Origin of the sequence: Nonomuraea sp. NPDC049269, assembly GCF_043197155.1 — a bacterium.
Classification (GTDB): Bacteria; Actinomycetota; Actinomycetes; order Streptosporangiales; family Streptosporangiaceae; genus Nonomuraea.
Genome location: NZ_JBICSO010000016.1, coordinates 96,539 through 117,092, shown reverse-complemented (window position 1 = coordinate 117,092; position 20,554 = coordinate 96,539). Strand labels below are relative to the sequence as shown.

21 protein-coding genes and 1 pseudogene are annotated in these 20,554 nt (G+C 69.8%); 14 read left to right on the top strand and 8 right to left on the bottom strand.

The genetic code is table 11. From position 1 onward, the window contains the following. The first annotated feature begins 68 nt into the window (after positions 1-68). Positions 69-641 carry a TetR/AcrR family transcriptional regulator gene (locus tag ACGFNP_RS58580; RefSeq protein WP_393333485.1) on the top strand — a complete coding sequence of 191 codons (573 nt, stop codon included), beginning with the start codon at positions 69-71 and terminating at the stop codon, positions 639-641. Here the strand turns inward: ACGFNP_RS58580 and ACGFNP_RS58575 are convergent. Genes ACGFNP_RS58575 through ACGFNP_RS58565 form a run of 3 tightly spaced genes read right to left on the bottom strand, consistent with a single transcriptional unit; the run spans position 631 to position 3,127 of the window. Continuing rightward, entirely contained in the window at positions 631-1,392 is a 762-nt protein-coding gene (locus tag ACGFNP_RS58575) for an SDR family NAD(P)-dependent oxidoreductase (RefSeq protein ID WP_393333482.1), read from the bottom strand. The genes ACGFNP_RS58580 and ACGFNP_RS58575 overlap by 11 nt on opposite strands. Positions 1,393-1,410: 18 nt before the next feature. Then, positions 1,411-2,256, bottom strand: a complete 846-nt coding sequence (locus tag ACGFNP_RS58570; protein ID WP_358338669.1) for an RNA polymerase sigma-70 factor — start codon at positions 2,254-2,256, stop codon at positions 1,411-1,413. Positions 2,257-2,263: 7 nt separating this feature from the next. Continuing rightward, a complete protein-coding gene (locus tag ACGFNP_RS58565) occupies positions 2,264-3,127 on the bottom strand; it encodes an NAD-dependent epimerase/dehydratase family protein (protein ID WP_393333479.1) in 864 nt (287 codons plus the stop codon). 97 nt (positions 3,128-3,224) lie between these two features. On the opposite strand from ACGFNP_RS58565, the gene ACGFNP_RS58560 reads away from it, so the two are divergent. After that, entirely contained in the window at positions 3,225-3,902 is a 678-nt protein-coding gene (locus ACGFNP_RS58560) for a ThuA domain-containing protein (RefSeq protein ID WP_358338663.1), read from the top strand. Positions 3,903-3,916: 14 nt separating this feature from the next. Here ACGFNP_RS58560 and ACGFNP_RS58555 read toward each other — a convergent pair. The 3 genes and pseudogenes from ACGFNP_RS58555 to ACGFNP_RS58545 all read right to left on the bottom strand — a co-directional run. Then, positions 3,917-4,390 (bottom strand): annotated as a pseudogene (locus ACGFNP_RS58555) (alpha/beta fold hydrolase); the annotation flags it as partial. A gap of 10 nt (positions 4,391-4,400) precedes the next feature. After that, complete coding sequence (locus ACGFNP_RS58550) at positions 4,401-5,060, bottom strand: MerR family transcriptional regulator (RefSeq protein ID WP_358338660.1); 660 nt, start codon at positions 5,058-5,060, stop codon at positions 4,401-4,403. A 15-nt stretch (positions 5,061-5,075) separates the two neighbouring features. Beyond that, the gene (locus ACGFNP_RS58545; RefSeq protein ID WP_393333474.1) at positions 5,076-5,924 is read right to left on the bottom strand and encodes a LysR family transcriptional regulator; all 849 of its coding nucleotides are present in this window, start codon (positions 5,922-5,924) and stop codon (positions 5,076-5,078) included. 314 nt (positions 5,925-6,238) lie between these two features. Here ACGFNP_RS58545 and ACGFNP_RS58540 point away from each other — a divergent pair, with 314 nt between their 5' ends. After that, on the top strand, positions 6,239-7,315 hold the full coding sequence (locus tag ACGFNP_RS58540; protein ID WP_393333620.1) for an acetyl-CoA acetyltransferase: 1,077 nt from the start codon (positions 6,239-6,241) through the stop codon (positions 7,313-7,315). A 16-nt stretch (positions 7,316-7,331) separates the two neighbouring features. Here ACGFNP_RS58540 and ACGFNP_RS58535 read toward each other — a convergent pair whose 3' ends face one another. After that, a complete protein-coding gene (locus ACGFNP_RS58535; RefSeq protein ID WP_393333471.1) occupies positions 7,332-8,543 on the bottom strand; it encodes an N-acetylglucosamine kinase in 1,212 nt (403 codons plus the stop codon). A 60-nt stretch (positions 8,544-8,603) separates the two neighbouring features. Here ACGFNP_RS58535 and ACGFNP_RS58530 point away from each other — a divergent pair, with 60 nt between their 5' ends. The 6 genes from ACGFNP_RS58530 to ACGFNP_RS58505 all read left to right on the top strand — a co-directional run bounded on the left by ACGFNP_RS58530 (position 8,604) and on the right by ACGFNP_RS58505 (position 14,633). Then, the gene (locus ACGFNP_RS58530) at positions 8,604-9,473 is read left to right on the top strand and encodes a MurR/RpiR family transcriptional regulator (RefSeq protein ID WP_393333468.1); all 870 of its coding nucleotides are present in this window, start codon (positions 8,604-8,606) and stop codon (positions 9,471-9,473) included. Then, the gene (locus ACGFNP_RS58525) at positions 9,470-10,216 is read left to right on the top strand and encodes a sugar isomerase domain-containing protein (RefSeq protein WP_393333465.1); all 747 of its coding nucleotides are present in this window, start codon (positions 9,470-9,472) and stop codon (positions 10,214-10,216) included. The genes ACGFNP_RS58530 and ACGFNP_RS58525 overlap by 4 nt, the downstream gene beginning before the upstream one ends. A 75-nt stretch (positions 10,217-10,291) precedes the next feature. After that, positions 10,292-11,647, top strand: coding sequence for a cellulose binding domain-containing protein (locus ACGFNP_RS58520; RefSeq protein ID WP_393333462.1), 1,356 nt, complete (start codon positions 10,292-10,294; stop codon positions 11,645-11,647). 42 nt (positions 11,648-11,689) lie between these two features. Then, a complete protein-coding gene (locus ACGFNP_RS58515; protein WP_358338639.1) occupies positions 11,690-12,943 on the top strand; it encodes an extracellular solute-binding protein in 1,254 nt (417 codons plus the stop codon). After that, positions 12,940-13,818 carry a carbohydrate ABC transporter permease gene (locus ACGFNP_RS58510; RefSeq protein WP_393333458.1) on the top strand — a complete coding sequence of 293 codons (879 nt, stop codon included), beginning with the start codon at positions 12,940-12,942 and terminating at the stop codon, positions 13,816-13,818. Before ACGFNP_RS58515 ends, ACGFNP_RS58510 begins: the two co-directional genes overlap by 4 nt. Then, positions 13,815-14,633, top strand: coding sequence for a carbohydrate ABC transporter permease (locus ACGFNP_RS58505; protein WP_393333455.1), 819 nt, complete (start codon positions 13,815-13,817; stop codon positions 14,631-14,633). Before ACGFNP_RS58510 ends, ACGFNP_RS58505 begins: the two co-directional genes overlap by 4 nt. 6 nt (positions 14,634-14,639) lie before the next feature. On the opposite strand, the gene ACGFNP_RS58500 is transcribed toward ACGFNP_RS58505, so the two are convergent. Then, complete coding sequence (locus ACGFNP_RS58500; protein WP_358338630.1) at positions 14,640-15,584, bottom strand: BadF/BadG/BcrA/BcrD ATPase family protein; 945 nt, start codon at positions 15,582-15,584, stop codon at positions 14,640-14,642. Between the two features lie 103 nt (positions 15,585-15,687). On the opposite strand from ACGFNP_RS58500, the gene ACGFNP_RS58495 reads away from it, so the two are divergent. The 5 genes from ACGFNP_RS58495 to ACGFNP_RS58475 are packed head-to-tail and all read left to right on the top strand — an operon-like array spanning position 15,688 to position 20,518. Then, entirely contained in the window at positions 15,688-16,533 is an 846-nt protein-coding gene (locus tag ACGFNP_RS58495) for a MurR/RpiR family transcriptional regulator (RefSeq protein ID WP_358338627.1), read from the top strand. Next, positions 16,534-17,268, top strand: coding sequence for a sugar isomerase domain-containing protein (locus ACGFNP_RS58490; protein ID WP_393333451.1), 735 nt, complete (start codon positions 16,534-16,536; stop codon positions 17,266-17,268). Positions 17,269-17,286: 18 nt separating this feature from the next. Beyond that, positions 17,287-18,699, top strand: coding sequence for an N-acetylglucosamine/diacetylchitobiose ABC transporter substrate-binding protein (ngcE, locus tag ACGFNP_RS58485; protein WP_393333448.1), 1,413 nt, complete (start codon positions 17,287-17,289; stop codon positions 18,697-18,699). Further along, on the top strand, positions 18,699-19,613 hold the full coding sequence (locus tag ACGFNP_RS58480; protein WP_358338618.1) for a sugar ABC transporter permease: 915 nt from the start codon (positions 18,699-18,701) through the stop codon (positions 19,611-19,613). The genes ngcE and ACGFNP_RS58480 overlap by 1 nt, the downstream gene beginning before the upstream one ends. Then, entirely contained in the window at positions 19,613-20,518 is a 906-nt protein-coding gene (locus tag ACGFNP_RS58475) for a carbohydrate ABC transporter permease (protein ID WP_358338615.1), read from the top strand. The genes ACGFNP_RS58480 and ACGFNP_RS58475 overlap by 1 nt, the downstream gene beginning before the upstream one ends. Positions 20,519-20,554 lie beyond the last annotated feature (36 nt).

Genomic DNA, 20,554 nt, shown 5'->3' with positions numbered 1-20,554 from the left:
GTTTGTCTCTAAAAGGAAGGATGTCATGTGCTGCCAAGTCAGTAAGCGCTCACTAATAAGATGCGCCCATGAACACGCGCGATCGCATCATCGACGCCGCCCAGCAGGCCATCGACGAGTACGGCCTGTCGGGGGCGACCACGAAACGCATCGCGTCACAGGCCGATTGTTCCGAGGCGCTGCTCTACAAGCACTTCCCCGGGAAGGAGGCGCTGCTGCTGGCGGTCCTGCTCGAACGGCTGCCCGCGCTCGCCCCGGCGCTGGCCGCGCTGCGGGAGCGCGTCGGGCAGGGCGACCTGGCGGGCAACCTCACCGAGTTCGCGCTGGCGGCCGTCGACTTCTACGGCCGCGCCGCCGGCATCGCCTCGGGGATGATCTCCGATCCGTCGCTGCTGAGCACGTTCAGGAGCATGCTGGCCAAGGGGGCCACCGGCCCGCACCTGCCGATAGAGGCACTGGCCGAGGTGCTGCGGGCCGAGCAGCGGCTCGGCCGGCTCGACGGCGCGATCGACGCCGGGGCCGCCGCCTCGCTGCTGATGGGCGCCTGCTTCCACCGCGCCCACCTGGCCTTCTTCACCGACCTCGGGCAGCCGGCCGACGCGTGGGCCGCCTCGGTCGTGGCGACCCTGATCAGGCGATGACGTGGCTCTCGCCGCCGTCGACCAGGATCGAGACCCCGTTCACGAACGAGGCCCGATCACTGGCCAGGAACGCCACCACGTCGCCCACCTCCTCGGGCCGCCCGACGCGGCCCACCGGCACCCCGCCGCCCCGCGCGGCCAGGCCCTCGTTGCCGCCCGCGAGCTCGCGTAGCCGCTCGGTGTCGATCGGGCCAGGCAGCACGTTGTTGACCAGCACGCCGTCGCCGCCGACCTCCCGGGCCAGCGACCGCACGATCCCGGCGACGGCCGAGCGGGTCGCGTTCGACAGGGCCAGGCCGTCGATCGCCTCGCGCACCGACCGGCTGGTGATCGTGACGATCCGGCCCCAGCCGCGGGCGCGCATCTCCGGCAGCACGGCGTGCAGCAGGCGTACGGTGCCGAGCAGGTTGCGCTGCACCGCGATGTCCCAGTCGTCCAGGCGGACGTCGACGAACCGGCCCACGGGCGGTCCGCCCGCGTTGGCCACCAGGATGTCCACGGGGCCCAGCACGTCACGCGTCTCGGCGACCACCCGGACGGCGGCGTCGTGCTCCTCCACGTCCGCGAGCACGGCATGCACCACGCCGCCGAACTCCTGCAGCTCGACCACCGCGTCGGCCAGCCGTTCCGGATTGCGCGCGCTGACGCAGACGTTACAGCCCTCCCGCGCCAGGCTTTTGGCCGCGGCGAGCCCGATGCCCGCGCTGCCTCCGGTGACGAGTGCGACCCTGCCCTTGATGCCCAGATCCATGAAGGTGACTATAGGTCGTCAGGCGGTCCGTACCCGTGAGAGCTTGTCCGGATTGAGCAGACCGTACAGGCCATGGATGCGACCGTCGCGGATCTCGATCGCGACGAGCTGCTCGCTGCCCGCGACGCTGGTCAGGATCGCGGGGTGGCCGTTGACCTCGACCAGCTCCGCCTCGCCGAAGGCGTAGCGCGACACCAGCCCGCTGACGAACGCCGCCACCTTCTCGCGGCCGATGATCGGGCGGAGCGCGGCGCGGACCTTGCCGCCGCCGTCGTTCCAGGCCACGACGTCCTCGTGCAGCAGGTCGGTGAGCGCGCCCAGGTCGCCGCCCGAGGCCGCCGCCACGAACTTGAGCAGCAGCTCGGCATGCTGCTCCGAGCTCGGCTGGAACCGGTCACGGCCCTGCTCCAGCCGCTGCGCGGCCCGGTGGTGCAGCTGGCGGGCGTTGGCGACCGAGGCGCCGACGATCTCGGCGATCTGGTCGTACGGCAGCTCGAACGCCTCCCGCAGCACGAACACCGCGCGCTCGGGCGGCGACAGGCGCTCCATCAGGTGCAGCGTGGCGTACGAGACCGTGTCGCGCAGCTCGGCCGTGTCGAGCGGCCCGGCCTCGGCCGTCGCGACCGGCTCGGGCAGCCAGGGGCCGACGTAGCTCTCGCGCTTGACCCTGGCCGAGCGGAGCTGGTCGAGCGCCAGCCTCGACACCACGGTCACCAGGAACGCGCGGGGCTCCCTGATCTCGGCGTGATCCGTGGCCTGCCAGCGCAGCCACGCCTCCTGCACCACGTCTTCCGCGTCCCACATGCTGCCCAGCAGGCGGTAGGCCAGCCCGAGCAGCATGGGGCGGTAGTCCTCGAAGTCCACCACGGCATCATGCCGCGACGTCGAAGAAGGACGGATGCCGGGGCCGCCAGTTGAGCGCGAGCCGGGCGCGGCTGTTGTCCGCGCCGCGCAGCCGGGTCATGTACGCGACGCCGAAGGGGCCGACGGCCAGCCGGGCCAGGAACGCGGGCACCCGCTTGGGCGCCGGAGCGCCCAGCGCGGCGGCGTAGGCGGGCAGCCAGTCGCCCATCCTGATCGGCGCGTCGTCCACCACGTTGAGCGCACCGGTCACGTCCCTGTCCAGCGCCGCGACGATCGCGGTGGCGGCGTCGTGCGCGCCGGTGAACGACAGCACCGAGCCGCCGTCGCCGACGATCGGCATCTTGCCCGCCCTGACCGCCTCGGTGGTGGCGCCGTCCTCGTCGTACGCCGAGCCCGGGCCGGTGAGATGCCCGAAACGGAGCACCAGCCCACCGGCGTCGGCGGTCTGCCGCTCCATCTCGCGCAGCGCATGGACGACGGGCGCGAACGGCTTGGGCGGGTCCTGCCACAGCGGCGCGTCCTCGTCGGCCAGTCCCGGAGCCGGGTCGTAGGCGTAGGCGAGGCCTTGCGCGATGAACCTGGCGTTCGGGGCCGCGTCGATGAGGTTGCGGGTGCCCTCCACGCGCAGCCGGTTCGTCAGCTCGAACTGCTTGTCGATCCGCTTCGGGTCGATCGTCCGGGGAATCGCGGTCAGCAGGTGGACGATCGCGTCGGGCGCGGTCTCCCGGACGAACCGCCGGGTCGCCTCGCGGTCGAGCGCGTCGGCGTTCTTCGACCGGGACAGTTCGATCGCCTCGTGGCCCACTGCGGCGAGCAGCGGGACGAGCTGACGACCGATGACGCCGGTGGCGCCGGCGACGAGAACTCTCATGATGACTCCGTTTCTCTCGTCATCAGGACGGGACAAGCCCCTGCGATGTGACAGTCCACGGGTAGAAATGCCGCGACAAGCATGATGAGGTTGGGACGTGGCGAGAAATCTGATTCTTTCGGGAGGCTTGTTCCATGACTTCGAGGCCACGTCGGCGGCACTCGCCGAAGTGCTCGCCGGGGTGGGAGTCGAATCCGAGATCACCGAGGACATCGCGGGCGCGCTGAGCGAGCCGTCGGAGGTCCAGCTCATCACCGTCAACGCGCTGCGCTGGCAGATGGACCTCGACCGCTTCGCCGACCTGCGTGACGAGTGGCGCTTCGAACTGCCCGCCCAGGCCCGCACCACCCTGCTCGACCACCTCGACCGGGGTGGCGGACTGCTCTGCATGCACTCGGCGTCGATCTGCTTCGACGACTGGCAGGGGTGGCCGCGCGTGCTGGGCGGCTGCTGGACCTGGCCCAAGTCCCACCACCCGCCGCTGGGCTGGACCGGGGTACGCGTGCACGGCGGCCACCCGATCGTGGACGGGCTGCGCGACTTCGACCTGGTGGACGAGGTCTACAGCGACCTCGACGTGCTGCCGGACGTGGAACCGCTCGCGTCGTCGGCCACCGGGCAGCCACTGGTGTGGGCGCGGCCGGTGCGGCGGGGGCGAGTCGTGTACGACGCGCTGGGGCACGACGTCAGGTCGTACGAGAACGAGATCCACCGCACGTTACTGCAGCGGTCCGCCCTGTGGCTGTTGAAACGCCCGGTGGCCGTGACCGACTGAGCCGCCCAGGAAACAGCGGATGGTTTGCCGAGGAAGAACCAGTGCCACCACAGGGCGGCGAACCGGGCGTCACAGCGGGCCAGAGCCTCCCCGATGGGCACGCTGTCGAGCACGACCAGCCGCGTGACCGCGTCGGGATGGTCGAGGGCCAGCCGCTGGGCCACGTACGCCCCCCGGTCGTGGCCGACGACGGCGAACCGGTCGTGGCCGAGCGAGCGCATCAGGGCGATCATGTCCCTGGCCATCACCCGCTTGGAGTACGGCTTGTGGTCGGCGGTCGTCGGCGGCTTGGACGAGCGCCCGTACCCCCTGGTGTCGGGGCACACCACGGTGTGGTCGGGGGCGAGCAAGGGGGCCACCCGGTGCCAGGTGGCGTGGGTGCGCGGATGGCCGTGCAGCAGCAGGACGGGTGGTCCGGAGCCGCCGTGCCGGACGAACAGCTCGGCCTCGCCCACATCGACCCGGTCGGCCGCGAAATCATCGAACATCCGCCCGCGCCTACCCGGCCTGATCACTTCCACTCAGCTCTTCGCGGGCGGAGCCGCCGACCCGCCGCGCCGACTCCGACTCGTGCGCCAGGCGGCGGAGGGCGTCGAACGCCCTGCCGTACAGGACCGTGCCCAGCACCAGCGCCTCGACGGCGGCCTCGCGCGGCCCGTCGAACGGCACCGTGTCCATCTCCACGTCGGCCACCAGCTTCTCGGCCGTCCGGGCATAGACCATCAGGTCGGTGGACATGCCGAGCTGTCCCATCCTGACGATGGTCTGGGTGAGCTCGTCCCGCGTGGGGGCCTCGGGGCTGACGTCCCAGCCCAGCTCCGCGATGAGCGTGTCGACCTGGCCGCGAGCCGCGTCCCACTCCTCGCCGGGCTCCGGCTCGATGGTGGGACCGAGGGCGTACTGGGCGGTGCCGAGCATGAGATGCACCGAGAGCGACTCGTCGTCCACCGCCTCGATGACCTTCTTGATGGAGGCGACGGGCAGCCGGCCCACCTCGAGCAGCGCCCGGATGAGGCGGAGCCTGCGCAGGTGGGAGTCGTCGTACTCGGCTCTGGTGGCCGCGATCTGCCGGCCCTGGTGGAGCAGGCCCTCGCGGAGGTAGTACTTGATTGTCGCGATCGCCACACCGGACTCGACACTCAGCTCCGAAACACGCATCGCTAGATAATAGCGCTATCCAGATCGTGCGAGATGCCGGGCCGCGTGCACCAGGTCGTCCACGTCGGCCTGACGGTTCCAGAGGAACACCACCTCAAGGGGCGGGACCTCTTCGGCTACGGGGATGAACGTGAGACGTTCCGGCACGGGCAGGCCGCCGCGCACGCAGAGCGTGTAGCCGGCGCCCGACTCGACCAGTGCGACGGCCGCCTCATGGGTGGCGGCCCCGGGCCCGAGGCGAGGATGCAGGCCGAGCCGGACGAACCCCTCAAGGAACCGGCGCGCGCCCGCCACCGCGTCGGACTCCGGCATGACGAGCGGCTCCGTCGCCAGTTCGGCGAGCCGCAGCCGCCCGGAGGAGGCGAGCCGGTGATCGCGGGGGAGCAGCGCGAGTACCGGGGCCCGCTGGACGAGCATGCGGGCCACGCCTCTGGGCAGCGAGCCGGGCGCGTACCCCAGCCCGGCCTGAAGGGTTCCGTCCATGATGGAGATGATCTGCTCGGCCGTGCACATGGGCGCCACCCGCAACCGCGCGCCCTGAACCTGCGACAGGAGCCGGGCCACCACGTCCCCCAGCCCGTCCGCGACCCCCAGGCGGGCCGTCTGCCCCTTGCCCCGGGCGGCGGTCACGGCCCGTTCGAAGGCGTCGACCGCCACCGTGGCCTGGGCCAGGAACACCTCACCCGCCTCGGTGAGCCGCATCCCGCTGGACGAGCGGGTGAACAGCTCCACGCCGATCTCCTTCTCCAGTGCCCTGAGCTGCTCGGACAGGGTGGGCTGGGCGATGTGGAGCACGGCGGAGGCGCGGCGCAGGCTGCCCGCGCGGGCGATGGTGATCGCGTTGCGTACGTGGCGTAGATCCATCGCTCACCTCGAGGTGATGGGGATGGGCTATCGGATGATCGCACCTCCGTATTACAAAACGGACTATCTGCTGTGAAGGGGTTCAGTTGCCGTGGGGTGACGATTTCCGTCGCGGCCTGTCGCCGGGAAGTTCGCGCTGCGGCACGCCGAGCAAGCGCTTGTGTATACCCCGCCGTAGCGTTAGCGTACGGGCGAGCACCACATGCGTCACCCGCCGGGGTGGATCGCGCCCTGCCCCGGCGAGTGACCCGGCATTCCGTGACCACAGACCCGTCCGTCCGTCCGTCCGTTCGTTCGTGAGGGCCTGGCAGGAGGTGGGCATGCAGCCCTTCGCGGGCAGGGCGGCCGTGGCCGGTGTCGGCATGACCGCGCTGACGAGGGAGTCCGGCCGCACCGAGCTGGACCTGGCGGTCGAGGCATGCCGTACGGCGTGCGCCGACGCGGGCATCGCACCCGCCGAGGTGGACGCGGTGCTGAGCTACCACATGAACGACTCGGCCCCCGTGACCCAGGTCGCCCGCGCGCTGCACATCGACCGCCTGGGCTGGCACAACGACATAGCCGGAGGCGGCACCCAGGCGGCCTCGATCCTGGGCGACGCGGCCCTGCTGATCCACGCCGGTTTAGCGCGAAATATCCTGATATACCGAGCCCTTAACGGCCGCTCAGGCAAGCGCATGAACACCGTCTCCACCGGCCCGCAGGAGCGGTTCACCTACGGCATGGCCGGCCCGATCCCGCTCTTCGCCCTGGCCGCGACCCGCTACCTGCACGACACCGGCCTGGGCCCCGAACACCTCCACGCCGTCGTCGCCCAGTCCAGGGACAACGCCAAAACCAACCCCCGGGCGCTGCGCCGCGAGCCGCTGTCGTTCGAGGACTACCTGGCCAGACCGTACGTCTGCACGCCACTGCGGACCGCCGACTGCTGCCAGGAGACCGACGGCGCGTGCGCGCTGCTGGTCAGCGGCGTGCTCGGCGGCCCGCGCATCCAGGCCGTGGTCCGCGGCGGCGGCCCCGGCTGCTCCTCGATGGACCGGGCCCCGGACGTGACCGCGATCTTCTCCGAGTACGTGGCCCCCATGCTGTGGGAGGCGTCCGGCATGCGCCCGTCGGACGTGACGGCGGCACTGCCGTACGACGCGTATTCATGGCTGGTCCCCCGGCAGTTGACGGACTTCGGCCTGGTCCGTCGCGAAGACCTGGGCCCCTACCTCCTGGAACGACGGCACGCCTGGCTCAACCCGCACGGCGGCCTGCTGTCGGAGGGCTACGTACACGGCCTGAACAACGTGGCCCAGGCCGTCCGGGAGGTCCGGGCGGGCCGAGAGGTGGCGTTGGTGACGGGCTTCGGCGGCAGCTATGGCAGCGCGGCACTGCTGGCGGCCTGAACCACCCGGCCCGGCGTCACGAAAGGATGTCCCGCGACACGAAGCGCGGATGGCGCTGCTCGGCCTCTTGCGGGCTGAGGTACGAACGAGCGGCCAGCCAGGCCGCCGCCCCCGCGCCGTCTCCGGCAATGCTCACCGTTTCCTCCCGTAGAAGCGCCAAGACGGCCTGCCGTACGGGGCCTTCCGCGGTGAGGACGCTACCCGCGAGCACGATGGGCAGGCCGGGCACATGCACCTCCATCACCGTCCTGACCAGCCGGATGGCGGCCTCGTTCACGATCTCCAGCGCCACCGGATCGCCGCCCGCCGCGGCCTCGCTCACAAGAGGCGCCAATTCGGCCAGCGCGAGCGGCGCCTGCCCCTGCACCACGGCCGCCAACCGCCCAACCGGATCGTCAAATGGCCCATCGGATAACAGCTGACAGATAACAAGCTCTGTCAGCCGCCCTCGTCGGGGCCGGACAGAAGTGGCAGCGGTCGGACTGCGTGTGTGCGGGACATGGCCGGTGGTGGCCGGGCTGTGAGTGTCGGGGGCGTGAGCGGCGTCGGTCGGGCTGGGGGAGGGGGCCGCTCCCTCAGAGGCATGGGTGGCGGGGCTGAGGGTGTGGACGGCGTCGGTCGGATCGGGGGTGGGCGGGGTCGGGGGGAGCGTGGTGATGGGCGGGTTGCGGGCGGAGGCGTTCAGGGCGCGGATGGTGGCGCGGGCGGCGGCTCGGCCGAGCCAGAATGCTGAACCCTCGTCTCCCAGCTGCCACCCGTAGCCGTCCGCTGTGGCCACCTGGACGTGGTCGGTAATTTTTGCCGCGATCGCCCCCGTGCCCGAGATCAGCACCGTGCCCGATGGCGATGCCGTGCCTGCGGCGAATGCCGTGACGACGTCTCCAAGCGTGCGGGTCATGTCCACATGCAGGTGGATCGCCGGCCCCTGTACGCCATTACCGGCCGGCCCGCCGAACACCCGCTCCACTACGGCCTGACGCATCGCCGCGTTACCCGCCATACCGACGACCACCGCCCTGACCAGCGCTCCACCGCTCGTCAGGACGCCGTCTGCCGACGTCAGCGCCCGCCGTACCGCTGTCGCCAAGTTGGCGCAAGCCGTCGGGAAGCCGAGTGCGACCGCGTTGGCGCCGCCCGCGACCCCATAGCCGACCCGCGTGCCCGCCAGCGTGAAGAGTGCGGCGCGGGACGCGGTGCCGCCCGCGTCGACGCCCAGAACCAGGTCCATGTCAAAAATTATTCCCTAACCTCCTTGACGAGGCCAGGATCTGAGCATAATTTTCACCACGTGGAACTACTAGCCCGGATCAGGACCGAGCAGCACGACATGCCCGAGGCGCTGCGCAAAGTGGCGGACGCGATTCTCGGCGGCCCCGCCGAGGCCGCGCGGCTGACGATCGTCGATCTGGCCGAGCGGAGCGGCACCTCCACCGCCACGATCACCAGATTCTGCCGGGCGCTGGGATTCACCGGGTACGCCGAGTTGCGGGTCGCCATCGCGACCGAGACCGGGCGGGTGGCGCAGCAGACCTGGCAGACCGACATCGGGCAGGAGATCCTGCCCGACGACAGCCTCGAACGGGTGCTGGGCGTCGTCTCCGGCAACGACATCCGGCTGATCCAGGAGACCGGTGACCAGCTCGACCTGGCCGTGGTGGGCAAGGTCGCGCAGGCCGTCGCGCGGGCCGGGAGGGTGCTGCTGTTCGGGGTGTCGAGCAGCGCGGCCGTCGCCAGCGAGATGGAATACCGGCTGCAGCGGATGCGCGTACCCACCTGGAGCAGGTCCGACGCGCACAGCGCGCTGACGGACGCGGCGCTGCTCGGGCAGGGTGACGTGGCCATCGGCATCTCCCACAGTGGCCGGACGCGTGAGGTCATCGAGGTGCTCGCCGAGGCGGGCAGCCACGGCGCGATCACCGTGGCCGTGACCTCGCATCCCAGGTCGCCGCTCGCCGAGGTGGCCGAGCTGGTGCTGACCACGGCCAGCCGCGAGACGACGTTCCGTTCGGATGGGTTCGCGGCGATCCATTCGCAGTTGCTCGTGCTGGACGTGGTGTACGTCTCGGTCGCGCAGAAGACCTACGAACGTACCAAGGAGGCCTTCGACGTGACAGTCAGAGCAGTAGCCGGACACCGACTCCCAGAAGGGGATATATGACGTTAAATCTTGAGGACTACGTCGCCCGCATCGCCACGCTCGTCCAGGACATTCCGAAAGATCCGGAGATCGCCAGGGCCGCCGCACTGTTCACGGCGGCGATCAGCAAGGGCGGCGTCATCCAGGCGTTCGGCTCGGGCCACTCCGAGGCGGTCGCGATGGAGATCGCCGGACGGGCGGGCGGTCTGGTGCCCACGAACCGACTCGCACTCAGGGACATCGTCCTGTACGGCGGAGCGCCCCGCGACCAGCTTGACCGCTACGACCTGGAACGCGACCCGGCCGTCGCCCACACCATCCTCGACCACGCCCCCGTCCACGACGACGACCTGTTCGTGATCATCTCCAACTCCGGCGTGAACGGCGTGGTCGTCGAGCTCGCCACCCTCGTCAAGCAGCGCGGTCACGACCTGGTCGCGATCACCTCGCGCGCCCACAGCGACGCGGTCACCTCCCGCCACCCCTCGGGCCGCAAGCTGAGCGACCTCGCCGACGTGGTGCTCGACAACCGGGCACCCTACGGCGACGCGGTGCTTCCGCTGCCCGACGGAGGCGCCACCGGGGCCGTCTCCACCATCACCTCGGCCCTGCTCGCCCAGCTCGTCGTAACCGCGACGGTGGGCAACCTGCTGGCGGCGGGCCAGGTCCCACCGGTCTACCTCTCGGCCAACGTCCCCGAGGGCGACGCCCACAACCTCAAGCTCGAAGCGCTGTACGCGGGCCGCATCCGCCGAGGCGCCTGAACACCTCTCTGAGCACGACAGCACTGTTCGGCATGCACGAAATTCGGGGGCCGTCGAAACAAGGAGAACCCCGCCATGACGCGGAATGCCGTGAGGATCCTCTTCAGCCTGACCCTCCCCCTCATCCTGGTAGCCCTGGCGCTGACCACCCCGGCCAACGCCCAGCAGGCCGTACGCCTCCAGTACAAGACCAGCTCCCCGGGCGCCACCACCGCCCAGGCCGAGCCCTGGTTCCAGCTCCACAACGACGGCACCACGTCGATCCCGCTCAACCAGGTCAAGATCCGCTACTACCTGACCGGCACGGAGACGTACCGCTTCGCCTGCTCATGGGCAGTGGTGAGCTGTTCGACGGTGACGGGGCAGTTCGTCCGCCAGTCGGGTGCCGACCAGTACCTGGAGGTCGCCTTCACCTCCGGCACGCTCGCACCCGGCGCGAACACCGGCGACCTGCAGCTCCGCTTCTACCGCGCCGACTGGCAGAACTTCACCCAGAGCGACGACTACTCCTTCGGCTCCCAGACCGCCTACGCCAACTGGGACAAGGTGACCGTCTACGTCAACGGCCAGCTCGCCTGGGGCCGGCCGACAGGCAGCGACCCGACGCCCACCCCGACGCCGACCGTCACCCCGCCCGGTTCGCAGGGCGTGCTGTTCGACGACTTCAGCTACACCAGTTCGGCCGACCCGCGCCTGTCCCAGCGCGGCTGGACGGTCCGCTCCAGCTCCGGCGGCCCCGGCGTGTCCGGTGCCACCTGGTCGCCGTCGGCGATCACGTTCCCCGGCGGCCTGCTCACGCTCGACTCCTCGACCAACGGCACCGCCTCGGGCACCGTCCAGACGGAGCTGTCCACCGCCGCCCGCAAGTTCCGCGAGGGTACGTACGCGGCCAGGGTGCGTTTCAGCGACGCCCCGACGAGCGGCCCGGACGGCGAGCACCTGGTGCAGACGTTCTTCACGATCACCCCGCTCACCTTCAACATGGACCCCGACTACGGCGAGCTGGACTTCGAGTACCTGCCCAACGGCGGCTGGGGCGAGCCGGGCAACATCCTCTACACCACGAGCTGGGAGACCTACCAGGCCGACCCCTGGCAGGCCGTGAACACCCACACCGAGGAGCGGACGAGCTTCAACGGCTGGCACGACCTGGTCATCCAGGTCAGTGGCGGGCGCATCAAGTACTACATCGACGGGCGGCTGTTCGCCGACCACGGCGACATCTACTACCCCGAGACGCCCATGTGGATCATGTTCAACCAGTGGTTCATCGATCTGCAGGGCGGCACCACCCCGCGTAGCTACCGGCAGCAGGTCGACTGGGTCTACCACAGCAAGAACGAGGTCGTCTCGCCCGCCGACGTGCTCAGCCGGGTCAGCACCTTCCGCACCGCCGGAACCGCCTTCCAGGACACGGTCCCCAGCTCCTGAGAGCACCGCCGATACACACCCCCCACCAGAAGGTGAACGACGATGAAGTACCGCATCCTGGCTCTGGCGGCCGTCTTCGCGCTGGGCGCGTGCGGCTCCGATGCCAAGCCGACCGGCGGAGCGCCCGCGAGCAGCGGCCCGGCCAAGCTGACCGTCTGGATCATGGACGGCAGCGTCACGAAGGACCTGCTGAAGACGTTCGAGACCGGCTACGAGGCCGCGCACCAGGGGACGGACCTCGACATCCAGATCCAGGCCTGGGACGGTATCGGCGAGCGCGTGACCGCCGCGCTGGCCAGCACCGACGCCCCCGACGTGATCGAGGTCGGCAACACCCAGGTCGCCCAGTACGCGGCCAGCGGCGGCGTACAGGACCTGACCGGCAAGGTGGCCGACCTCAAGGGCGAGGACTGGCTGCCGGGCCTGGCCCAGCCGGGCAACATCGACGGCAAGCAGTACGGCATCCCCTGGTACGCCGCCAACCGCGTCGTCGTCTACAACAAGGACATATTTCTCAAAGCCGGGATCAAAGCCCCAAAAACCAGGGACGAATGGCTAAATATCACGGCGAAGCTTAATAAGGGGCAGGACCAAGGCATCTACCTCACCGGCCAGACCTGGTACGCCCTGGCCGGGTTCGTCTGGGACGAGGGCGGCGACCTGGCGATCCAGGAGGGCGGCAAGTGGAAGGGCGCCCTCGACACCCCGCAGGCCCTGGCCGGCATGGACTTCTACCAGCGCCTCCAAGCCCTCGGCAAGGGCCCCAAGGACGCCGACGAGGCCAACCCGCCGCAGCACGAGGTGTTCGCCCAGGGCAAGGTCGCCCAGATCATCGCCGTCCCCGGCATCGCCTCACGGGTCCTGGAGGTCGAGCCGAAGATGAAGGGCAAGATGGGCTTCTTCCCCATCCCCGGCAAGACGGCCGACAAGCCGGGCACCGTGTTCACCGGCGGCTCCGACCTGATCATCCCGGTCGCCTCGCAGCGCCAGGAGCAGGCGTACGAAGTCGTCAAGGCGCTGGCCGGCGAGCAGTTCCAGACGGAGCTGGCCAAGACGATGAGCTTCGTGCCCAACCGCACCTCGCTCGCCGGCGTGCTGGCCGGTGACGAGGGCACCGCCGCCATGGCCACCGCCGCCGCCAACGGCCGGGCCACCCCCAACACCCCCAACTGGGCCGCCGTCGAGGCCACCTCGGTCATCAAGCAGTACATGACCGCCGTGCTCACCGGCGCCGACCCGGCGGCCGAGGCGAAGAAGGTCTCCGAGACCATCACGACGACCCTGAACAGCAAGTGAGGTCGCGTTCGCTCTGGCCCTACCTGCTTATCGCGCCCACGGTGGCCGGTGGGGCCTTCCTCCTGCTCTATCCCCTGCTCAAGGCGGCCCTGATCTCGTTCCAGCACTTCCGCATGGGCGAGCTCATCAGGGGCGGGGCCGCGTTCGCCGGCCTTGCGAACTACCGGGAGCTCCTGACGGGCGCGGAGTTCTGGCAGGTGCTGCTGCGCACCCTCGGGTGGACCGCGACCAACGTGGTGCTCATCGTGGTCCTGTCGACCGGCGTCGCCCTGATGCTGGTCCGGCTCCGCCGCGGCCTGCGCCTGGCCGTGATGAGCGGGCTCGCCCTGGCCTGGGCCACCCCGGTCATCGCGGCCACCACGATCTTCCAGTGGCTCTTCCAGTCGGAGCTCGGCGTGGTCAACTGGCTGCTGGTCACGCTGGGCCTCGACTCCTTCCGCGGCTACACCTGGTTCGCGAACGGCACCGCCACGTTCGCCGTGCTCGTCGTCCTGGTCGTCTGGCAGTCGGTGCCGTTCGCCGCGCTCACCCTCTACGCGGGGCTGACCACGATCCCGGCCGAGCTGTACGAATCCGCCAGGATCGACGGTGGCACCGGCCGGCAGGTCTTCTGGAAGATCACGGTGCCCATCCTGCGGCAGCTCTTCGCGCTGATCACCTCCCTGGAGGTGATCTGGGTGGCCAAGTGCTTCCCGCAGATCTGGGTCCTCAGCCAGGGCGGGCCCGACGGCGCCACCACCACCCTGCCCGTCTACGCGTTCAAGATTGCCAGAGTCCTGCACCGGTACGACCTGGGCTCCGCGGTCGCCATGCTCACCGTCGTCATCCTCGCCATCGCCCTGATCAGCAACCTGCGCAGAATGGTCCGCTCATGAAACGGCTCGCGCTCAACGCGGCGGCGCTGGCCGTGCTCGCGATGACGATCTTCCCCGTGTACTGGATGTTCCTCACCGCGTTCAAGCCGACCAGCGACATCCAGGCGGCCACCCCCACGTTCTGGCCGGCACACCCCACCCTCGAACACTTCGCCACGGCCGTCGCTGCGCCTGACTTCTGGACCTACTGGCGCAACAGCCTGGTCGTGACCGTGGTGGCCGTGCTGCTCGCGCTGGTCGTGGCGCTGCTGGCGGCGTTCGCGGTGACCAGGATGCGCTGGCGGGGCAAGGGGGCCTTCGTGCTCGCCGTCTTCGCCGCCCAGATGGCGCCGTGGGAGGCGCTGCTGGTGCCGGTGTTCATCATCGCCAGGGACACCGAGCTGCTCGACTCGCTGACCATGCTGACCGGCGTCTACTTCATGATCACGCTGCCGTTCACGATCGTGACGCTGCGCGGGTTCCTGCAGGCGATCCCGCTGGAGCTGGAGGAGGCGGCGCAGGTCGACGGGTGCGGCCGGCTCATGGCGTTCCGGCGGGTGGTGTTCCCGCTGCTCGCGCCGGGGCTGATGGCGACCTCGCTGTTCGGCTTCATCACGGCGTGGAACGAGTTCGCGTTCGTCAACGTCCTGATCATCAAGGATCAGGACCGGCGGACGCTGCCGGTGTGGCTGTCGTCCTTCCGCGACGTGTTCGGCACCGACTGGGGCGCGACGATGGCCGCGGCCAGCCTGTTCGCGCTTCCCGCGCTGCTGCTGTTCCTGTTCCTGCAGCGCCGCGTCGGCGCCGGTATGACAGCGGGCGCCGTAAAGGGCTGAACGCGGTCAAGGGTTGAGGGTGAACGCCGCGTGCAGCGCCCGCCGGTCGGCCTCCGGCAGCAGGTCGCGCGCCGCCAGCCAGGCCGCCGCCCCTGCCGCGTCCCGCGCCGTGGCCACGCTCTCCCCGCCCAGCAACTCCCGTACGGCCTGCCGTACCGGCCCCTCACTCGTCAGCACGCTCCCCGCCAGCACCACCGGCCCTGACCGGTGCACCCGCCGGACGGTGGCGACCAGCCGCTCGGCGGCCTCGTGGGTGATGCCGAGCGCGAGCGGGTCACCTGCTTCGGCTGCCTGACTGACCACCGCGGACAGGGCGGCGAGGCGCATGTGGTCGGCCTGCGCGAGCCGGACGATCCGATCGGCCACCTTACGCGGCGTGGGACCGCGCTCAGCCCCCAGGAAGTGCTCGACGACCAGCTCGACCAGCACCCCCTCCGAAGAGCCGCGATCCAGCGCGGCGATGACGGCCTTGGCGCCCGCGCGCCCGATCCAGAAGCCCGATCCCGCGTCGCCCAGCAGCCACCCGAGCCCGTCGGCGATCGCGTCCAGCTCGTGGCCGGCGATCCTGGCCGCCACCGCCCCCGTCCCCGAGAGCAGCAGCGAGCCGTCCGGCTCGGGCGACCCCGCGACGTACGCGATCACCACGTCCCCCATGAGCCGCGGCCCCGAGGCGATGCCGTGCCCCGCCCACACCTTGCCCAGCTCCGGCTCCATCGCGTCGACGACGCCCGAGACCCCGGCCAGGGAGGCGACGACCGCCGACGCGTCCTGCCCGGCCAGCGCCCGGCCGAGCGCGTCGTCGATCGCGGCCACCGCGTTGGTCAGCCCGTGGGCGGTCGGATTGCCCGCGCCCGCCCTGGCATAACCGACCCGGGTGCCGTCCAGTGCGTGGACCGCGACGCGGGTGGAGGTGGCGCCGGCGTCGACCCCGATGGTGAGCGAATTGGTCACGGTCCGATTGTGGGACTTGACTCAGCGGAGAAGCAAGAATAATTTTCGGCGGAAGACCGGGTATCCGGAAGGAATATTCGTGACTTCAGGTGCCCTCGGGCGTGTGGAAACAGAACTACCCGGTTTGCCGGAGGCGTTGCGCAGGGTCGGCGAGGTGATCCTCGGTGATCCGGCCGAGGCGGCCCGGTCGACCATCATCGCCCTGGCCGAGCGCGCGGGCAGCTCGCCCGCGACCGTGACCAGGTTCTGCCGGGCCTTCGGCTTCTCCGGTTACGCGGAGCTGCGGGTGGCGCTGGCCACCGAGACCGGCCGGGCCGCGCAGGCGGGCTGGGGCGCGGGCGTGGGGCACGAGATCGGGCCCGACGACCCGCTCGACGCGGCGATCGAGGTGATGGCCGCGGCCGACGCCCGGCTCATCCAGGACACCGCCGCCCAGCTCGACTCGGAGATCGTCGCCCAGGTGGCCGACGCCATCGTCGCCGCGCCGCGGGTCCTCCTCGTCGGCGTCTCCACCAGCGGGAACGTCGCCACCATGTACGAAGGCCGGTTCCGGCGCATCGGCGTCCCGTGCTGGAGCGCGGGCGACGCGCACGTCGCGCTGTCGGACGCCGCGCTGCTCGGCTCGAGCGACGTCGCGATCGGCATCAGCCACCGGGGCCGGACCCGCGAGGTCATGGAGGCCCTGGCCGAGGCCGGCAGCCACGACGCCACCACGGTCGCCGTCACCTCGTTCGCCCGCTCACCGCTGGCCGAGCTGGCCGACCTGGTGCTCACCACCGCCAGCAGGGAGACCACGTTCCGGCTCGGCGGGCTGGCGGCCGTCCACTCGCAGCTGTTCGTGCTCGACGCCGTCTACGTGGCGGTGGCCCAGCGCACCTACGAGCGCACCAACCAGGCGTTCGGGCTCACGATCAGCGCCGTGGAGAGCCATCGGGTGGAGAGAGGCTGAATGACGTTCGCAACGAAGGCCCTGGAGCTGGCACATCAGGTCGTGGAGTCGCAGGCGGAGCCGGTTGGCCGCGCCGCCGCCCTGCTCGTCACGTCGCTCAGGGCGGGCGGCGTGGTCAACGCGTTCGGATCCGGGCACTCAGAGGCCATCGCGATGGAGATCGCCGGCCGGGCCGGCGGCCTGGTGCCCAGCAACCGGCTCAGCCCGCGCGACCTCGTCCTGTACGGCGGGCAGCCACCGGGCGTGCTCACCTCCGAGCTCGAACGCGATCCGGCGATCGCCCACCGCATCTATGAGCTGGCGCCCGTCGCGCCGCAGGACGTGTTCGTGCTGATCTCCAGCTCGGGCATCAACGGCGCCGTGGTCGAGCTGGCCACGATCGTCAAGGACCGCGGCCATCCCCTGATCGCGCTGACCTCGGTCGAGCACAGCAGCCAGATGACCTCGCGCCACCCGTCGGGCCGCAAGCTGCTCGACCTGGCCGACGTCGTGCTGGACAACGGCGCGCCGTACGGGGACGCGATCCTCGAACTGCCGGGCGGCGGCGGTTACGGCGCGATCTCGACGGTCACCTCGGCGTTGCTCGCGCAGATGGTGGTCACCGAGGCGGTGGACGAGCTCGTGGCGCTCGGCGAGACCCCGCCCATCTACCTGTCGGTCAACGTGGCCGGCGGCGACGAGCACAACAAGGCCCTGGAGAGCCGCTACGCAGGGCGGATCCGACGCGGAGCATGACTAGTCAGGAGTAGAAATATGCCGAACACCCCCCGTTTCACCAGGCGCGAGCTCCTCCGGAGCGCCGCTCTGGTCCCCGTGGCGGGCGCGCTCGCCGCGTGCGCGACCCCGGCCGCGAAGCCGTCGGCCTCGTCGTCGGCCGCCCCGGTCGCGACCAGCGCGGCCAACCCCTTCGGCGTGTCGGACACCAAACCGCTGGAAGTGTGGATCTTCGACGGCGGTTTCGGTCAGGACTACGCCAAGAACATCCACCAGCCGCTGTTCAAGTCGAAGTACCCCAAGGTGGAGATCAAGCACAACGCCACCAAGGAGATCACCAAGGTCCTCCAGCCGAGGTTCGCCGGCGGCAACCCGCCCGACGTGATCGACAACTCGGGCGCCAACGCCATGGACTTCGGCGCCCTCGCCCAGGACGGCCAGCTCCAGGACCTCACCCCGCTGCTCGACGCGCCGAGCTGGGACGACCCGGGCACCAAGGTCAGGGACACCATCGACCAGGCCGTCATCGACATCGGCACCTACGACGGCACGTTCAGCGTGCTCGGCTACGTGAACTACATCTTCGGCATCTGGTACTCACAGAAGGCGTTCAAGGACAACGGCTGGGTGCCCCCGAAGACCTGGGACGAGTTCCTCAAGCTCAACGAAGCCATCAAAAAGTCCGGCAAGATGGCCCCCTTCACCTACGCCGGAAAATTCCCGCAATATCTGTACGAAGTGCTGCTCACCATGGCCGCGAAGATCGGCGGCGCCGAGGTCCTCGTCAACATCGACAACCTCGAGGACGGTGCTTGGACAACGGAGGCCATGAAGACCTCCGCCACGGCCTGGGCCGAGATCGGCGCCAAGTACCTCATGGAGGGCACCGCCGGCCTCGACCACGTACAGACCCAGACCGCCCAGAACAAGTACAAGGTCGCCATGCTGCCCTCCGGATCCTGGCTGGAGAACGAGCAGAAGACCACGACCCCGCCCGACTTCGAGTACGGCATGTTCCCCGTCCCCGACTTCACCAGCTCCGACAAGCTGCCCTACGGCACGCTCCACAGCCAGCCGAGCGAGAACTTCATCGTCCCCGCCAAGGGCGCCAACCCGCAGGGCGGCATGGAGTACCTGCGCGCCATGCTGTCGAAGAAGGCCTCGGGCGACTTCAGTGAGATGGTCAAGACCGTCTCGACGGTCAAGGGCGCGGGCGAGGGCCGGCAGCTGTCGCCGGGCGCCGCGAGCGCCACCAAGGCCTACACCGCCGCCGGCGCGAACATCGTCTACTACCGCTGGCAGACCTGGTACGCCCAGCTCAAGGACGAGGCCATCGCCGCCACCGGCCAGCTCATGACCGGCGGCCTCACGCCCGACAAGTACCTGGAGCGCCTGCAGAAGAAGGCCGACGAGATCAAGAACGACTCCTCGATCAAGAAGTACAAGCGCTGATGCTGTTCAACAGGTATCGCCGAGGGCTGTTCATCACCGCGTTCCTGGCAGCCCCGGTGACCCTCTATCTGGTTTACGTGATCTCGCCGTACATCCAGGCGTTCTACATCGCGATGACGGACTGGCGCGGCGTCACGGCCACGCCGGCCTTCATCGGGCTGGAGAACTTCGGCCGTCTTCTGGGAGATGAGATCTTCTGGAAGGCGGTCACGCACAACGCCGGGCTGCTCGTCCTGCTGCCCCTGGTCACGATCGTCATCGCGCTGTTCTTCGCCTTCCTCCTCAACGTGGGCGGCGGCGGGCGGGCCGTGGGCGGGATCAGGGGCTCCAAGTTCTACCGGGTGGTGTTCTTCTTCCCGCAGGTGCTGGCCGTCGCGGTGGTGGCGGTGCTGTTCCAGCAGGTGTTCCGGCCGGACGGCAGCGGCATGCTGAACGGGCCGCTGATGGCGCTGGGCGCCAAGCCGATCGGCTTCCTGTCGGATCCGGGCGTCGCGTTCTGGTCGGTGCTCGGGGTCATGGTCTGGCAGGCGGTCGGGTTCTACGTGGTGCTCTTCTCCGCCGGGCTCGCCTCCATCCCGAATGACATGTTCGAGGCGGCGCAGATCGACGGGGCCGGGCGGCTGAGCCTGTTCTTCCGCATCACGCTGCCGCTGCTGTGGGACACCGTCCAGGTGGCCTGGGTCTATCTCGGCATCCTGGCACTCGACGTGTTCGCGATCGTGTGGGTGATGACCGACCAGCACGGCGGCCCCGACTGGTCGACCACGGTCATGGCGGCCGAGATCTACCGCAACGCCTTCCAATACTTCCGCTTCGGATACGCCTCGGCCCTGGGCGTCGTGATGTTCTTCTTCACCGTCGGGTTCGCGATCCTTTCGCTGCGCTTCACGCGGCGTGAACGAATCGAGTACTGATGCCCTGGACCATAGCGACCTCGCGCAAGCTGGCCCGCCAGGAGAGCCGCAGGCGGCTCGGGCCGCTGGCGGTCCTGTCGCACGTCGCGCTGCTGCTGTGGACCCTGCTCACGGTGGTGCCGATCCTGTGGACGTTCCTGGCGTCGGTCAAGAGCGAGGACGAGATCTTCGGCGACGCCTGGTCGCTGCCGTCCACCCTGCACTGGGACAACTTCGCCAGGGCCTGGGAACAGGCGCACATCGGCCAGTACATGCTCAACAGCCTCATCGTGGTCACCTTCAGCGTGTTCGGCACCATGCTGCTCGGCTCGATGGCCGCGTACGTGCTGGCGCGCTATCCCTTTCGCGGCAACCGGGCCGTCTACCTGCTGTTCGTGTCGGGCCTGGCCTTCCCGGTCTACATGGCGCTGACGCCGCTGTTCTTCGTCGTGCAGAACATGGGCAACGTCCCGCTGATCGGCCCGCTCATCGGCCTGAACACCCACGCGGGCCTCGTGCTGGTCTACGTCGCCTACTCGATGCCGTTCACCGTGTTCTTCCTGGCGGCCTTCTTCCGTACGCTGCCCACGGCGGTGGGGGAGGCGGCCATGGTCGACGGCGCCTCGCACACCCGCGTCTTCTTCCAGATCATGCTGCCCATGGCCAGGCCGGGCCTGGTGAGCATCACGATCTTCAACATCCTCGGCCAGTGGAACCAGTACCAGCTCCCCCTGGTGCTGCTGCAGGAGCGCGACAAGTGGGTGCTCACCCAGGGCATCGCCGACATCTCGACGGCCGCGGGCTACGACCAGGACTGGTCGGCCCTGTTCGCCGCGCTGACGCTGGCGATCCTGCCCATGCTGGTCGTCTACACGGTCTTCCAGCGCCAGATCCAGTCGGGGCTGACCGCGGGAGCGCTGAAGTAAATATCGCTCGCGCGCCGGTCCCGGCGGTTCTAGGCT

Excerpts from the sequence above, each read along its gene's own strand:
- ACGFNP_RS58580 (WP_393333485.1), top strand. The coding sequence starts at position 69 with ATGAACACGCGCGATCGCATCATCGACGCCGCCCAGCAGGCCATCGAC.
- ACGFNP_RS58575 (WP_393333482.1), bottom strand. The coding sequence starts at position 1,392 with ATGGATCTGGGCATCAAGGGCAGGGTCGCACTCGTCACCGGAGGCAGC.
- ACGFNP_RS58565 (WP_393333479.1), bottom strand. The coding sequence starts at position 3,127 with ATGAGAGTTCTCGTCGCCGGCGCCACCGGCGTCATCGGTCGTCAGCTC.
- ACGFNP_RS58550 (WP_358338660.1), bottom strand. The coding sequence starts at position 5,060 with ATGCGTGTTTCGGAGCTGAGTGTCGAGTCCGGTGTGGCGATCGCGACA.
- ACGFNP_RS58545 (WP_393333474.1), bottom strand. The coding sequence starts at position 5,924 with ATGGATCTACGCCACGTACGCAACGCGATCACCATCGCCCGCGCGGGC.
- ACGFNP_RS58535 (WP_393333471.1), bottom strand. The coding sequence starts at position 8,543 with ATGGACCTGGTTCTGGGCGTCGACGCGGGCGGCACCGCGTCCCGCGCC.
- ACGFNP_RS58525 (WP_393333465.1), top strand. The coding sequence starts at position 9,470 with ATGACGTTAAATCTTGAGGACTACGTCGCCCGCATCGCCACGCTCGTC.
- ACGFNP_RS58520 (WP_393333462.1), top strand. The coding sequence starts at position 10,292 with ATGACGCGGAATGCCGTGAGGATCCTCTTCAGCCTGACCCTCCCCCTC.
- ACGFNP_RS58515 (WP_358338639.1), top strand. The coding sequence starts at position 11,690 with ATGAAGTACCGCATCCTGGCTCTGGCGGCCGTCTTCGCGCTGGGCGCG.
- ACGFNP_RS58505 (WP_393333455.1), top strand. The coding sequence starts at position 13,815 with ATGAAACGGCTCGCGCTCAACGCGGCGGCGCTGGCCGTGCTCGCGATG.
- ACGFNP_RS58490 (WP_393333451.1), top strand. The coding sequence starts at position 16,534 with ATGACGTTCGCAACGAAGGCCCTGGAGCTGGCACATCAGGTCGTGGAG.
- ngcE (WP_393333448.1), top strand. The coding sequence starts at position 17,287 with ATGCCGAACACCCCCCGTTTCACCAGGCGCGAGCTCCTCCGGAGCGCC.
- ACGFNP_RS58480 (WP_358338618.1), top strand. The coding sequence starts at position 18,699 with ATGCTGTTCAACAGGTATCGCCGAGGGCTGTTCATCACCGCGTTCCTG.
- ACGFNP_RS58475 (WP_358338615.1), top strand. The coding sequence starts at position 19,613 with ATGCCCTGGACCATAGCGACCTCGCGCAAGCTGGCCCGCCAGGAGAGC.